Annotated in this window: 11 protein-coding genes; 6 read left to right on the forward strand and 5 right to left on the reverse strand. The window is 72.0% G+C overall.

Annotation, left to right across the window (positions count from 1 at the left end):
- Positions 1-172 precede the first annotated feature (172 nt).
- Together hmpA and C667_RS13215 are read right to left on the reverse strand one after the other, a co-directional pair.
- On the reverse strand, positions 173-1,372 hold the full coding sequence (hmpA, locus tag C667_RS13210; RefSeq protein ID WP_004365338.1) for an NO-inducible flavohemoprotein: 1,200 nt from the start codon (positions 1,370-1,372) through the stop codon (positions 173-175).
- 159 nt (positions 1,373-1,531) lie between these two features.
- Positions 1,532-2,002, reverse strand: coding sequence for an Lrp/AsnC family transcriptional regulator (locus C667_RS13215; protein ID WP_004365339.1), 471 nt, complete (start codon positions 2,000-2,002; stop codon positions 1,532-1,534).
- Positions 2,003-2,172: 170 nt separating this feature from the next.
- Between C667_RS13215 and leuA the strand changes: the two genes are divergently transcribed.
- Complete coding sequence (gene leuA / locus C667_RS13220) at positions 2,173-3,885, forward strand: 2-isopropylmalate synthase (RefSeq protein ID WP_004365340.1); 1,713 nt, start codon at positions 2,173-2,175, stop codon at positions 3,883-3,885.
- A gap of 22 nt (positions 3,886-3,907) precedes the next feature.
- Here leuA and C667_RS13225 read toward each other — a convergent pair whose 3' ends face one another.
- Genes C667_RS13225 through C667_RS13235 form a run of 3 tightly spaced genes read right to left on the reverse strand, consistent with a single transcriptional unit; the run spans position 3,908 to position 7,747 of the window.
- Entirely contained in the window at positions 3,908-4,150 is a 243-nt protein-coding gene (locus C667_RS13225) for a hypothetical protein (protein WP_004365341.1), read from the reverse strand.
- Between the two features lie 25 nt (positions 4,151-4,175).
- Positions 4,176-5,822 carry a PEP/pyruvate-binding domain-containing protein gene (locus C667_RS13230; RefSeq protein ID WP_004365343.1) on the reverse strand — a complete coding sequence of 549 codons (1,647 nt, stop codon included), beginning with the start codon at positions 5,820-5,822 and terminating at the stop codon, positions 4,176-4,178.
- Positions 5,819-7,747, reverse strand: a complete 1,929-nt coding sequence (locus C667_RS13235) for a DUF47 family protein (RefSeq protein ID WP_004365344.1) — start codon at positions 7,745-7,747, stop codon at positions 5,819-5,821. The genes C667_RS13230 and C667_RS13235 overlap by 4 nt, the downstream gene beginning before the upstream one ends.
- A 489-nt stretch (positions 7,748-8,236) precedes the next feature.
- Here C667_RS13235 and C667_RS13240 point away from each other — a divergent pair, with 489 nt between their 5' ends.
- From C667_RS13240 to C667_RS13255, 5 genes are all read left to right on the forward strand, one after another.
- Positions 8,237-9,847 (forward strand): PHA/PHB synthase family protein, encoded by a 1,611-nt coding sequence (locus C667_RS13240; protein WP_245538471.1) that lies wholly within the window; start codon positions 8,237-8,239, stop codon positions 9,845-9,847.
- A 77-nt stretch (positions 9,848-9,924) separates the two neighbouring features.
- The gene (locus C667_RS25735; protein ID WP_157302327.1) at positions 9,925-10,134 is read left to right on the forward strand and encodes a hypothetical protein; all 210 of its coding nucleotides are present in this window, start codon (positions 9,925-9,927) and stop codon (positions 10,132-10,134) included.
- A gap of 146 nt (positions 10,135-10,280) precedes the next feature.
- Complete coding sequence (locus C667_RS13245) at positions 10,281-10,853, forward strand: DUF2760 domain-containing protein (RefSeq protein WP_004365346.1); 573 nt, start codon at positions 10,281-10,283, stop codon at positions 10,851-10,853.
- Positions 10,850-12,694: an Hsp70 family protein gene (locus C667_RS13250; protein ID WP_004365347.1), complete on the forward strand. Its 1,845-nt coding sequence runs from the start codon at positions 10,850-10,852 to the stop codon at positions 12,692-12,694. The genes C667_RS13245 and C667_RS13250 overlap by 4 nt, the downstream gene beginning before the upstream one ends.
- 10 nt (positions 12,695-12,704) lie before the next feature.
- Positions 12,705-14,133, forward strand: a 1,429-nt coding sequence (locus C667_RS13255; RefSeq protein ID WP_004365348.1) for an Hsp70 family protein, incomplete at its 3' end; no start/stop codon positions are given.

Consider the following 14,133-nt stretch of genomic DNA (forward strand, 5'->3'; position numbering starts at 1 on the left):
AGCCCCGAGCGCACGCGAGGGGCCGCGAGTGCAGGCGGCGAGCGCCGCCCCGGCTCCGCGGCCGGATCGTAGCCGCGCCTGAATCGTCGCTGCGCCCGAGCGGACGCCGACACCCCCACCGCCTGCCGCGCCCGCGCCTGGCGGCTGGCGTAAATCACCCGACGCAACCGCCTCAGGTCGCGATGCCGCCGGTGTCGAACACCTCCGCATGGATGCGCGCCGACTCGACCCCCAGCTCGTGCAGCGTCGCGATCTGCGCTTCCAGGAAGCCGACCGGGCCGCACAGGTAGTAATCGGCCCCCTCGGCCAGCACCTCCCCGGCGAGCGCGCGCAGGTCGACCCGCCCCGACTGCAGCGGCGCCGCAACCGGGCCCTCGTCGTGGAACAGGTGCAGCTTCACCTGCGGATGACGCTCCGCGACCTTGGCCAGATGCGCGCCGAAGGCGAACACCTCCGCATTGCGGCAGGCGTGCACGAACTGCACCGGCCGCGACGGCGCCGCCGCCACCAGGCGGTCGAGCATCGCCATCATCGGCGTGATGCCCACCCCGCCGCTGATCAGCACCACCGGCCCGTCGTGCGTCTCGTCGAGGAAGAACTCGCCGAAGGGCGGCGCCAGCTCCAGCATGTCGCCCACCTTGTAGAAGTCGTGCAGCCGGTTCGACACGCGGCCGGCCGGCGTGGTCGTGCTCGCCGGCTCGCGCTTCACCGAGATGCGGAAGTGCATCGCCCCCGGCGCGATCGACAGCGTGTATTGGCGCAGCTGCATCACGCCGAGCTCGGGCACGAACGCGCGTACGGTCGTGTACTGGCCCGCACGGTACGAAGGCAGCGGGCCGCCGTCGCAGGGCACGAGGTGAAAGGACGTGATCTCCGCGCTCTCGCGCACCTTGTCGATGATGCGGAAGCTGCGCCAGCCGCTCCAGCCGCCGTCGCTGTTGCAGGCCTCGTTGTAGAGCTTGCTCTCGGCCTCGATGAAGACATCGGCGAGCGCGCCGTAGGCCACGCCCCAGGCGTGGATCAGCTCGTCGCTCGCGGCGTCGCCCAGCACCTCGCGGATCGAGGCCAGCAGGTGCTTGCCGACGATCGGATAGTGCTCGGCGCGGATGCCCACGCTGGCGTGCTTGTTGGCGATCAGCGTGATCACCGGCGCCAGCACCGAGGGGTCGTCGATGTTCTCGGCGTAGGCCAGCACCGCCATCGCCAGCGCCACCGGCTGCTTGCCGGTCTCGTTGTGCGACTGGTTGAAGATGTTCTTCAGCTCCGGGTTGTGGCGGAACAGGCGCTGGTAGAAATACGTCGTCAGGGCCACGCCGTGCTCCTTGAGCACCGGGATGGTGGCCTTGACCAGTTCGCGAACGCGGGCGTCCATGTCGTCTCCTTGGGGGGTCGGTCCGCGCGCGGCGGACTTCATGTCGGTTTGGCTCGAGCGCGGCGCAAGCGCCACGCAGCCCCGAGATCTTGGACCCCGACGCCCGGCCGCGCTATCCGCTCACAACGTGACATATATCCAGATTGTGCACACCCGCGCTCAGGCGCCCGGCAGCGGCAGCGCCGTCTTGTCGATCACCCGCCGCAGCACGAAGCTCGAATGCACGCCGGTCACGCCGGGGATGCGGGTGATGCGCTCGAGCAGCAGCGCCTGGTAGCCGTCCATGTCGGTCACCACCACCTTCAGCTGGTAGTCGGCGTCCTGTCCGGTGATCAGCAGGCACTCCAGCACCTGCGGGATCTGCTCGACCTCGGCCTCGAAGTGCGAGAAGCGCTCGGGGGTGTGGCGGTCCATCGAGATGTGGATCAGCGCCATCAGTGACAGGCCCAGCTTCCTGGCGTCGAGCAGCGCGCGGTAGCCGCGGATCAGGCCGGACTCCTCCAGCGCGCGCAGCCGGCGCAGGCAGGCCGAGGGCGACAGCGCGATACGGTCGGCGAGCTCCTGGTTGCTGATTCGCCCATCCTGCTGGAGGAGGTCCAGGATCTGGCGGTCGTAGCGGTCGAGTTGCATGATCGGGCGCCTCCTTTGGCCATGAAAGCAGATTCTTTCACTCAATAGAAAATAAGTGAACTTTTATGCACCAAAACACCCGCTTTCCCTGCAACAACGCAATCGTCTGCGGCAGCCGGCCGCGTAAACTTTCGTCCATCGAATCACGCCATGCCCACGAGGACCGCGCCATGATGTTGCCCAACCCCGCCGCCAAGTACCGCCCCTTCGCCCCGATCGCGCTCACCGACCGCCAGTGGCCGAACAAGGTCATTGACCGCGCGCCGATCTGGATGAGCACCGACCTGCGCGACGGTAACCAGGCGCTGTTCGAGCCGATGAACGTCGAGCGCAAGATGCGCATGTTCCGCACCGTGTGCGAGATCGGCTTCAAGGAGATCGAGGTCGGCTTCCCGTCGGCCTCGCAGACCGACTTCGACTTCGTCCGCACCCTCGTCAAGGGCGGCCACATCCCCGCGGACGTCACCATCCAGGTGCTCACCCAGGCGCGCGAGGACCTCATCCGCCGCACCATGGAGTCGGTGCGTGGCGCGCCGCGGGCGATCATCCACGTCTATAACGCCACCTCGCCCACCTTCCGCGAAGTGGTGTTCGGCATGGAGAGGCCGCAGGTGGTGGCGCTCGCGGTGTCGGCGGTGCGGCTCATCAAGCAGATCGGCGAGCAGATGCGTGCCGAGTGCGGCACCGAGATCGCCCTCGAGTACAGCCCAGAGACCTTCTCCGCCACCGAGCTCGACTTCGCCAGGGAGGTCTGCGACGCCGTGACCGCCGAGTGGGGCGCGACGCCGGAGAACAAGGTCATCCTCAACCTCCCGGCCACGGTCGAGGTGTCGACGCCCAACGTCTATGCCGACCAGGTCGAGTGGATGCACCGCAATCTCGCCCGTCGCGACAGCGTGGTGCTCTCGCTCCACCCCCACAACGACCGCGGCAGCGGCGTGGCCGCCGCCGAGCTCGGCCTGATGGCCGGCGCCGACCGCGTCGAGGGCTGCCTGTTCGGCAACGGCGAGCGCACCGGCAACGTCGACATCGTCACCCTCGCCTTGAACATGTACACCCAGGGCGTCTCGCCCGAGCTCGACTTCTCCGACATCAACGCGGTCGCGCGCACCGTCGAGTACTGCAACCAGTTGCCCATCCACCCACGCCACCCCTATGTGGGGGATCTCGTATTCACGGCCTTCTCCGGCTCCCACCAGGACGCCATCAAGAAGGGATTCGCCGCCCAAAAGGCAGGCGCCCCGTGGAACGTACCCTACCTCCCGATCGACCCCGCCGACGTCGGCCGCAGCTACGACTCCGTGATCCGGGTGAATAGCCAGTCGGGCAAGGGCGGGATCGCCTACCTGCTCGAGACCGAGTACGGCGTCGTGATGCCGCGCCGCCTGCAGGTGGAGTTCTCGCGCGAGGTACAGCAGGTCACCGACGCCAGCGGCGGCGAGATGTCTGCGGCGGCGATCTGGGACCTCTTCCGCAGCACCTACCTCGACAGCGTGGCGCCGGTGCGCTACGTCGAGCACCACCTCTTCGAGCACGGCGCGGCGCAGGGCATCCGCCTGATCGTCGAGTTCGGCGGCACCCGCCACCTTTTGGTCGGCGAGGGCAACGGCCCGATCGACGCCGCGGTGCACGCCCTGCGCGGCGCCGGCGTCGACGTACAAGTGCGCAGCTTCGAGGAGCGCTCGGTGGCGCCGAGCGAGGACGGCGGCAACGCCAGCGCCTGCGCCTTCGTGGAGCTGAGCGAGGCCGGCGGGCAGGGCGGCGAGCGCTACGGCGTGGGCATGGACGCCAACATCGTCACCGCCTCGCTGCGCGCCATCGTAAGCGGCATCAATCGCCTGCAGCCGGACTTCGCCCAAGCACCCGCGGCGCGCGCAGCCTGAGCAGCGCCGGCACCCGCCTCCGCTAGGACGCCCGGTTGCCGCAACCTGTCGCAAGCGGCCGCGTCGTGCAGCAGCTCGCGCAGTAGTAGCCGTAGCGCGAGCTGCCGCGCACCACCTGGCGGCGCCCGCTCACCGACTGGCGCTTGCCGCAGCGCCGGCACATGAAGGTAGGGATGGTCACGCCGGCCAGCTTGGCCTGGCGCTCGGTGGCGTCGCGATACAGTTCGATCGCGCATTTTTGCCCGTAGCCGGATCTGAAGCTCATCGCACAACCTCCTGCCTGGAAATCCTCACGACCGCAGCGCCGCGAGCCCGCGCCCGTGCAGCGCATCGAGGCGAACGAGCAGATCCTGCGGGACGAACTCGACGAAGGCCGCGGCACCCGCATGGATCGCCCCCTCGTTGCCGTCCAGCGTCAGCAGATCGCCCTCGCGCAGGATATGGCCGCCGATCGCAAGCGTGCGCTCCGCCTCGTCGAGACGCAAGGCCTCGCAGCCCACCAGGCAGACCTTGCCGAGCTGGCGCGCGACCACCGCGGCGTGCGAGGTGCGCGCACCGCGCCGGGTGAGCAGGCCCTCGGCGAGCTCGAGCGCGGCGAGGTCGCGCGTCTCGGCGTCCTGGCGCACCAGGATCAGCTTCGCCCCCGCGGCGCGGCGAGCGCGAGCGCGCGCCTCGTCGAAGACGATCTCGCCGCAGGCCACCCCGCTCGCCGCGCTCGCAGCGTGCCCGAGCGGCACGAGCGCGACCCCGTCGGCGTTGGCGATGCGGTGCTCGGCGAGCGCGCGCGCATCCAGCGTCGCGGTGCGCGCACGCGCGGTCTCGGCATCGATCACGCCCTCGTCGAGCAGATCCAGCGCGATCCGCGCCGCGGCCCGAGGCGTGCGCTTGCCGGCGCGCGTCTGCAGCAGGTGGAGCACGCCCTGCTGCACGGTGAACTCGAAATCCTGCATGTCGCCGAAGGCGCGCTCCAGGCGGGCGGTGGCGTCGAGCAGGGCCTGCCACACCGCGGGCCCGACCGCGGCGAGCTCGTCGTGGCCGTAGGCGCTGCGCCGGCCGCTGACCACGTCCTCGCCCTGCGCGTTGAAGAGGAAGTCCACCCAGGGCTGCGGCTCGCCGCTGCTCGGGTCGCGGGTGAAGCCCACGCCCGCGCCCGACAGCCCGCCGGCGTTGCCGAACACCATGCGCTGCACGGTCACCGCGGTGCCCATGTCTTCGGCCAGGCCGTGCATCGTGCGGTAGGTGCGGGCCTTATCCGCGTGCCAGGACGCGAACACCGCGGCGATGGCCTGGCGCAGCTGCTCGTGCGCATCCTGCGGGAAGGCCTCGCCGGCCTCGCGCCGGTAGGTGTCGAGGTGACGGGCGGCGAGCGCGCGCAGGGCGGCGAAGTCGAGCATGCGCTCGTCACACGCGTCGCACGCGTCGCACTCCGCCTCGAGGTCGGCGTCGAAGTGGCGCGCGTCGATCCCGGCGACCACCTCGCCATAGCCGGCGATCAGGCGCCGGTAGGCGTCCCAGGCCAGGCGCGGATGGCCGCTGACGCGCAGCAGGCCGGACAGCGTGGTCTCGGTGAGGCCGATGTCGAGCAGGGTCTCCATCATCCCCGGCATCGACACCGGCGCCCCCGAGCGCACCGACAGCAGCAGCGGATGGCGCGCGTCGCCCAGGCGCAGCCCGCTCAGCCGCTCCAGCTCGACGAGCGCCGGTCGCCACGCGGCCTCGTCGAGCGCGCCCGGCTCGGCACACCAGCCGGTGCCGATCACGAAGGCAGGCGGCACCGGCAAGCCGAGCGCGGCCATGCGAGCGAGGTTCCAGGCCTTGGAGCCGAGCGCCGCGGCGCCACAGTCGGCGGGCAGCGGCGCATCGGCGTGGACCAGGCGGACGACGCGGCGCGCGTCGGCCGGCGTGGCGCCGGCGGCCGTATCCGCACACGCGCTCATCGCCCCACCCCCGCGCGGCTGAAGACGAGCCGGCGCAGGCCGTAGCCCGTCGCCAGCAGCCAGTCGGTGGCCGACTCCAGTGCCTGCGCGAAGTCGGTGCTCAGGTTCAGCGTCGCCGCGTCGCTGACGTGCTCGGCGAGCGCGCGGCGCACGTCGCGCAGCAGCACGTCGCACTGGCGCTCGGCGTTGAGCACCCGCCACAGCGCGGCGACGAAGGCCTCGTGGTCCTCGGCGCTGCTGTCCTCGCCGAAGGCGCGCGCGATCTCGAGCGCGCGCACGTGGTCCTGCGCCGCGCCGAGCACCGCGTCGGCGAGCAGCTGCATGGTCTGGTGCACCTCGCCGCGCCAGCCCTGGTGGTGGTCGGCGGCGATCAGCGAGAGCAGGAAGGCGGCCTCCTCGAGCGCGTCGGCGACGTCGTCGGCGGTCTCCACCAGCTCGGCGAAGGCCCCCCAGCGCGGGCGGGCCTCGGCGCGCGCACGCGCGTCCATCACCAGCTGGTCGGCGCGGCGCTCCCAGTCCTTGGCGCGCTCGGAGAATTCGCGCGCCGCCTTGCGGTCGCGCTCGTGGCCGTGGGCGAGGCCGTCGCGCAGGCCCTCGGCGAGCGCATGGCAGTAGGCCGCGTGCTCGGCGAGCAGATCGAACTCGTCGTGCCGGCGCAGGTAGCGCGCGAGCAGCAGGCGGGTGTCGTCGGCCACCAGCGCGAGCGGCTGGCGCTGCTGCATCGCAGCGCTCGCCAGCCCCATGCTCTCGAGCACGAAGGCGCGCGCCTTCTCGGTGCCGAGCACGCCGTCGAGGCGGTCGCCGATGCGGAAGTATTCCGGCCCGAGCGCCTGCATGGCACCGAACACCAGCTGCTCGCCGCCTGCGGCCAGCCAGGCCATGTGGCCGACGCGCCGGCGCGCGGCCTCGGCGAGGATGGCCACCGCGTCGGTCTTGCCGACGAACTGCTCGAGCCGCTTGCGCGCGCGGTTCCAGTCGATCAGGAACACGATGCGCGCGCCGATGCCCTCCAGCACCTGGTGCAGCGCCTCCTCGTCGGCGCAGTCGAACCCGGCGGTGCCGACGTAATAGGTGGCGCCGAAGTTGAGCCCGGCGCTGGTGCGCGCCTGCGGCTCGCTCCAGCTCGCGCCGACCTCGCACAGCAGCGACTGGAAGAAGGCGAAGCGGCGGCGGTGGAGGTCGGAGTAGGTGAGCCCGACGCGCAGGCCCTCGACCTGGATCACCAGCACGTGGGCGTCGTTGGTGCCGATGTCGTTCTGCAGCAGCAGGCGGGCGCCGTCGCGGGTGGCGGCGGTGTCGAGCCCGGGGTGGTCGAGCTTGAGCGCGCGGGTGGCGTTGAGCCCGCGCATGAAGGCGGCGATGCGCGGGCGGTCGGCCGCATCGACCTGCCACACGTGGGCGCCGTCGATGGTCTCGCTGGAGAGCTCGGCAGCGAGCCGGTTGAGCGCCTTGTGCAGATCCATGACCAGCAGGTGCAGGCTGTCGTCCTTGCCGCGCTTGCCGCTGGTGAGGGCGTGGAGTTGGGCCGACGACAGCGTGTCGGGCGCGAGCTCGGCCAGCCAGCCGCACCAGTGCGCGCAGCGGGTGTCGAAGCCCTCGTCGCCTTCGAGCGGTCGCGCCATGGTGCGCAGGTCCTCGGCGAGCAGGCCGACCAGGCGGTCGAGGCCGGCCACGTGCAGCGCCTTGCCCTCGCGGTAGGCGGTGGCCGGCAGCTGCGCCAGCCAGGGCGCATCGACCCCGGCGGCGGCGAACTCGCGCGCCAGGTCGAGCGCCGGCGCGTCGCCGCGCTGCGCACGGTCGCGCGCCGCCTGCAGCACGCTCAGATAGAGCTTCAGTCGATCGTTGGCGGCCAGCGCCGCACGCACCCGCGCCGGCCTGAGCAGTTCCGCCTGTCCCAGGCTGGCGACGGCCTCGAGCTTCTCCATGACATCCTCCCGGTAATCGTGAAGGATTCTGTGGGTGAAATGTGACAGTCATGTCACGATGACCGTGCACCCTGCTGCACTGCGCAAGACCACCTTCACGAAACCGCAACAAGGCTGTCAAGCGGCGGGCGCAGACTCTGTTCAACGACCAGCGCGCGATCGGCGGGGCGGGGCAGCGACCCCGTCCGTACGGGATGCGCACGGAGGCGATTCCTCATGCCAGCTTCACGACGGGGCGGCAAACGGCCGGCGACGGCTCCCGCTGCCAGGCAGCAACCCGACCGGGGCGCGAACCCGGCACCACCCGACTCGAACGGCCACCGCAACGACGGCGGTCGCACGTCCTCCAACGGCCGCAACGGCGGCCTGCACCGCCACAACGGCGTGCCCGACGGACGCGCGCTCTACCGCCACATCGCCGCGATCGGCGACGGCCTCTCCGCCCGCGCCGACCCCTTCGGCATCGCCGCACCCATCCTGCACGCACAGATGGCCTGGCTGATGCACCCGCAGGAGCTCGGCGAGCGCCTGGCCGGCCTCGGCACCGACCTGTGGCAGCTGCAGTGGCACACTTGGCGGCGCGCGCTCGGCCTGCCCAGCATGGACCCGGTCAAGCCGCACGCCGACGACCCCCGCTTCGCCGACCCGGTGTGGACCGACTCGGCCACCTGGGACCTGGTGAAGGAGTGGTATCTCGCCTTCACCCACCACGTGCAGGACATGCTCTACGAGACCCCCGGGCTGTCCGGCAAGGAGCGCCGGCGCGCGGCGTTCTGGTGGCGGAAGTGGCTCAACGCGGTGGCGCCGACCAACTACCTGTGGTCCAACCCGATCGCGCTGCGCAAGTTCATCGACACCCGCGGCCACAGCCTTTGGCAAGGCTGGCAGAACATGCTCGCCGACCTGCAGGCGGGCAACGTGCGCATGACCGATCCCGACGGCTTCCACGTCGGCGAGGACCTCGCCACCACGCCGGGCGCGGTGATCTTCCGCAACCGCCTGCTCGAGGTCATCCACTACGCGCCCACCCGCCCGCAGGTGCATGCCGAGCCGGTAGTGATCGTCACGCCCTGGATCAACAAGTTCTACATCCTCGACCTCAATCCGAGGAAGAGCATGGTGCGCTACCTGCTGGACCAGGGCCTGGACGTCTACATCACGAGCTGGAAGAACCCCGACGCGTCGATGCGCGAGGTCCGCTTCGACGACTACCTGCTCGAGGGCATCTCCGAGCTCGTGCGCGTGGCGCGCGAGGCCAGCGGCGCCGAGCGGGTGCACGCCGTCGGCTACTGCATCGGCGGCACCGCGCTCGCCACCTGGATGGCGTGGGCGGCGCGCCACTACGGCGAGGACGCCGTGCCGGTGCGCGACTGGACGCTGTTCACCACCCTGGTGGATTTCCACAAGCCGGGCGACATCGAGGTCTTCATCGACGAGGAGAGCGTCGCCCACCTCAGCGCGCAGATGGCAGAGAAAGGCTACCTGGACGGCAAGGACATGGCCGCCTCCTTCCGCCTGCTGCGCTCGAACAGCCTGGTCTGGCACTACGTGGTGCATGGCTGGCTGTACGGCGAGTCGCCCGCGGCCTTCGACGTGCTGTACTGGAACATGGACACCACGCGCATGCCCTGCGCCATGCACGCCTGGTACCTGCGCGAGCTTTACCTGAACAACCGCCTCGTCCAGCCCGACGCCCTCGTCGTGGCCGGCGAGCCGATCGACCTGCGCCGCATCCGCCAGCCGCTCTATGCGGTGGCCGCGGAAGACGACCACATCGCGCCCTGGGCGCAGACCTTCCACACCCTGCACCACGTCGCCGCCGACAAGCGCTTCGTGCTGTCGAGCTCCGGCCACATCCTCGGCATCGTGAACCCGCCGGTGACGCCGCCCAGGCGCCACTACCGCGTCGCCACCGCCCACCGTGCCGACCGCGCGCCGCTCTGGCGCGACCGCGCCGAGCTGCGCGACGGCAGTTGGTGGGAGGACTGGATGGCCTGGCTGAAGCCGCGCGCCGGCGAGCTGGTGCCCGCGCGTCCCGCGGCCGACGAGCGTCATCCCGCGCTGGGGGATGCGCCGGGGGCGTATGTGCTGGAGACGTGAGGCGTCAGGCGTGAGGGGTGAGGAGCAGGCGTGACGCGGATTTCTTGCTTGGTTTCGATTCGACAGGAGGAAGCATCATGCACACACGAGGCCATCTCGCCACCCCCGCTACGCCGAATGCAATGCACCCTGGGCCGCAGCTCGGCCATGGGGGCCTTGACCCGCATACCGCCGCTGCCTGGCAAGCGCGGCCGAAGAAGCACGTCGCCGACCTGCTCGACGACGCCGGCGCGCTCGCCGACTGGCACCGCAACCTCGACCGCCTGCGCCATCCCGAGCGCGCCTGAAGCCGTAACACGCGATCCCGGGGACAAAAGCCACGGGAAGGGACCACGTCGCTGAACCGGGCATGGAGCGCTGCGTCGCAGCGTCTCCGAACCCGGGTTTCTACGCTATATTGCGTCGCAACAGATCCAGCACGAGGACCTCTCCCATGGCCAGTCGCAACCCCTCCTTCTTCCGCCGCATCGGCCTCGCCTTCTCCGTCCTCTTCGGCGCCGAGCTCGCCGGCCGCCTCGTCCGCCTGCGCGACGAAGCCGCCACGGCAGACGCCGAGGCCGAGGCAAGTGCCGAGGCAGGCGCCGAGGAAGCCGCCGCGCCCGCACGGCCCGCCATCGTCCACGAGACCACCCCCGAGGCCGCGCTGCAGCTGCTCGGCCTGCTCCAGCGCGACGCGCGCTTCATCGACTTCGTCCAGGAAGACATCGGCGCGTACTCGGATGCCGACATCGGCGCCGCCGCGCGCGTGGTGCACGAGGGCTGCCGCAAGGTGCTCGACGAGCACTTCGCCATCGCGCCGGTGCGCAGCGAGGCCGAAGGCAGCCGCCTCACCCTGGCCGAGGGCTTCGACGCCGCGGCCGTGCGCCTCACCGGCAAGGTGGTGGGCAAGCCGCCCTTCACCGGCACCCTCGGCCATCGCGGCTGGCGCGTGACCGACACCCGCCTGCCGGCGCTGGCCGAAGGCCACGACGCCAGCGTGATCGCCCAGGCGGAGGTGGAGCTGTGAGCGCGGCCCGCTACACCCTCGGCATCGACCTCGGCACCACCCACTGCGCGCTGTCCTATGTCGACCTCGAGGCCAGCGACGGCGACCAGGCCGCGCAGCAGGTGCTGGAGATCCCCCAGCTCACCGGGCCCGGCAGCATCGAGGCACGCCCGCTGCTGCCGTCCTTCCTCTACCTGCCGCACGCCGACGAACTCGCCCCCGGCGACCTGAGCCTGCCCTGGGGGGCGACGCAGGGTCACGCGGTGGGCGAGTTCGCGCGCAGCCGCGGCGCGGCGACGCCGATCCGCCTGGTGGCGAGCGCCAAGAGCTGGCTGTGCCACCCCGGCGTGGACCGGCGCGCCGACATCCTGCCCGCCGAGGCGCCGCCCGAGGTGGCGCGCATCTCGCCGCTGACCGCCTCGGTGCGCTACCTGTCGCACCTGCGCGAGGCCTGGAACGCCGCCCATCCCGAGTCGCCCTTCGACGCCCAGGACATCACCGTCACCATCCCGGCCTCCTTCGACCCCGCGGCGCGCGAGCTCACCGCCGAGGCCGCGCAGGCCGCCGGCTACCCGCCGGTCACCCTGCTCGAGGAGCCCCAGGCCGCGCTCTACAGCTGGATCCAGCGCAGCGCCGGGCAGTGGCGCAAGGAGGTGAAGACCGGCGACCTGATCCTGGTGGTCGACGTCGGCGGCGGCACCACCGACCTGTCGCTGATCGCGGTGCTCGAGCGCGAGGGCAACCTCGAGCTGCACCGCGTGGCGGTCGGCGAGCACATCCTGCTCGGCGGCGACAACATGGACCTGGCGCTGGCCTACACGGTCACGCGCAAGCTGGGCGCGCAGGGCACCCGGCTCGACCCCTGGCAGACGCGCGCGCTCGCCCACGCCTGCCGCGCCGCCAAGGAGGCCCTGCTGAGCGACCCCGGGCTGGACAGCGTGCCGGTGGTGGTGCCGAGCCGCGGCTCCAAGCTGATCGGCGGCTCGATCCGCACCGAGGTGCTGCGCGAGGAGCTGACCGCCACCCTGGTCGAGGGCTTCTTCCCCCGCGTCGCGGTCACCGAGATGCCCATCGTGCGGGCGCGTGCCGCGCTCACCCAGCTCGGCCTGCCCTATGCGCAGGACGCGGCGGTCACCCGCCACCTCGCCGCCTTCCTCACCCGCCAGCTCGGCGCCACTTCCGAGCTCGAGGGCTTCGCCACCCAGCCCGAGGACGCGCACTTCCTTCACCCCACCGCGGTGCTGCTCAACGGCGGCGTGCTCAAGTCGGGTGTGATCGCCGAGCGCGTGCTCGACACGCTCAACGACTGGCTCGCCGCCGACGCCGCCGCGCCCGCGCGCCTGCTCGGCGGTGCCGACCTCGACCTCGCGGTGGCGCGCGGCGCGGCCTACTACGGCTACGTGCGCCGCGGCCGCGGGGTGCGCATCCGCGGCGGCACCGCGCGCGCCTACTACCTCGGCATCGAGTCCTCGATGCCCGCCATCCCCGGCATGGAGCCGCCGCTCGAGGCGCTGTGCGTCGCGCCCTTCGGCATGGAGGAGGGCAGCGAGGCCGCCCTGCCCGAGCAGGAGTTCGGCCTGGTGGTCGGCGAGCCGGTGCGCTTCCGCTTCTTCGGCTCCTCGGTGCGCCGCCAGGACGAGGTCGGCACCCTGCTCGACTGGTGGACCGATGACGAGCTGCAGGAGCTCGAGGAGATCGAGGCCACCCTGCCCGCCGAAGGCCGCCGCCCCGGCGAGGTCGTGCGCGTGAAGCTGCACGCCCGCGTCACCGAGGCCGGCACGCTCGAGCTCGAGGCCCTGCCGGTGGACGGCAGCGCGCGCTGGAAGGTGCAGTTCGACGTGCGCGGCAACGCCGAGGCCTGAGGCCCCTCGCGTGACGACGCGCTACACCGTCGGCATCGACCTCGGCACCAGCAACACCGTGGTCGCCTTCGCCGCTGCCGGCGAGGACCGCATCCAGGTACTCGAGATCGAGCAGCTCGTCGGCCGCGGCGAGCTCGCCTCGCGCGCGCTGCTGCCCTCGGTGCGCTACCACCCCGCCGCGGGCGAACTCGACCCCGCCACGCTGCGCCTGGCAGCAAGCCTGGCCGGGCTCGATGCGGCGGACAAGGCACCGGTGATGGGCGCGGCGGTGGTCGGGCAGTACGCCCGCGAGCTCGGCGCCCAGGTGCCCGGGCGCGCGGTGGCCAGCGCCAAGAGCTGGCTGTCGCACGCCGGCGTCGACCGCAGCGCCGCCATCCTGCCCTGGGGCGCGGCCGAGGACGTGCCCAAGGTCTCGCCGGTGGTCGCGAGCGCGAGCTACCTCGCCCACGTGCGCGCGGCGTGGCGACGGCGCCACCCCGAGGCCCCGCTCGAAGACCAGGACATCGTGCTCACGGTGCCCGCCTCCTTCGACGAGGGCGCGCGCGCGCTCACCCTGGAGGCGGCCCGCCTCGCCGGTCTGCCGCGCCTGCGCCTGCTGGAGGAGCCGCAGGCCGCCTTCCACGACTGGCTGTTCCGCCACCGCGAACAGCTCGCCACCGAGCTCGCGCAGTCCCGCCTGCTGCTGGTGTGCGACGTCGGCGGCGGCACCACCGACCTCACCCTGATCCAGGTCGAGCCCGCCGCGGACGGGGTCTCGCCGCCGCGCCTGACCCGCATCGGCGTCGGCGACCACCTGATGCTGGGCGGAGACAACATGGACCTGGCGCTCGCCCACCTGGTGGAGAAGCGCCTGCTCGCGAGCGGCGAACGCCTGTCCGCCGCCCAGCTCTCGCAGCTGGTGCAGCGCTGCCGGGCGGCAAAGGAGCAGCTGCTCGCCGCGGACGCGCCGGAACAGGTCAAGGTCACCCTGCTCGGCGCCGGATCACGCCTGATCGGCGCGGCGCGCTCGACCGAGCTGGGCCGCGACGAGGCCCTCAGCCTGGTCGTGGACGGCTTCCTGCCCCTGGTCGCGGCCGACGAGGCGCCCCGGCGCCGGCGCGCCGCGATCGTCGAGTTCGGCCTGCCCTATCCCGCCGACCCGGCGATCAGCCGCCACCTCGCCGCCTTCCTGCAGCGCCACGCCAAGGTCGCGCGTGCGGCGCTCGGCCTGCCTGCGGAGGCAGACGGCGACGGCGACGCAGGCGCGAGCGCCAGCACCCGTGCAGACACCACCGCCACCGATCGCACCGCCCCCTCGCACGCCATCCCCGACACCCTGCTGCTCAACGGCGGCGTGTTCCGCGCCGACGCGATCTCCGCCCGCCTGGAAGACTTGCTCGCGCACTGGCGCGGCGCCGCGCCGCGCGTGCTGCACAACGACGCCCCCGACCTCGCGGTCG

Origin of the sequence: Thauera phenylacetica B4P, from assembly GCF_000310225.1 — a bacterium.
In the GTDB taxonomy this organism is placed as follows: domain Bacteria; phylum Pseudomonadota; class Gammaproteobacteria; order Burkholderiales; family Rhodocyclaceae; genus Thauera; species Thauera phenylacetica.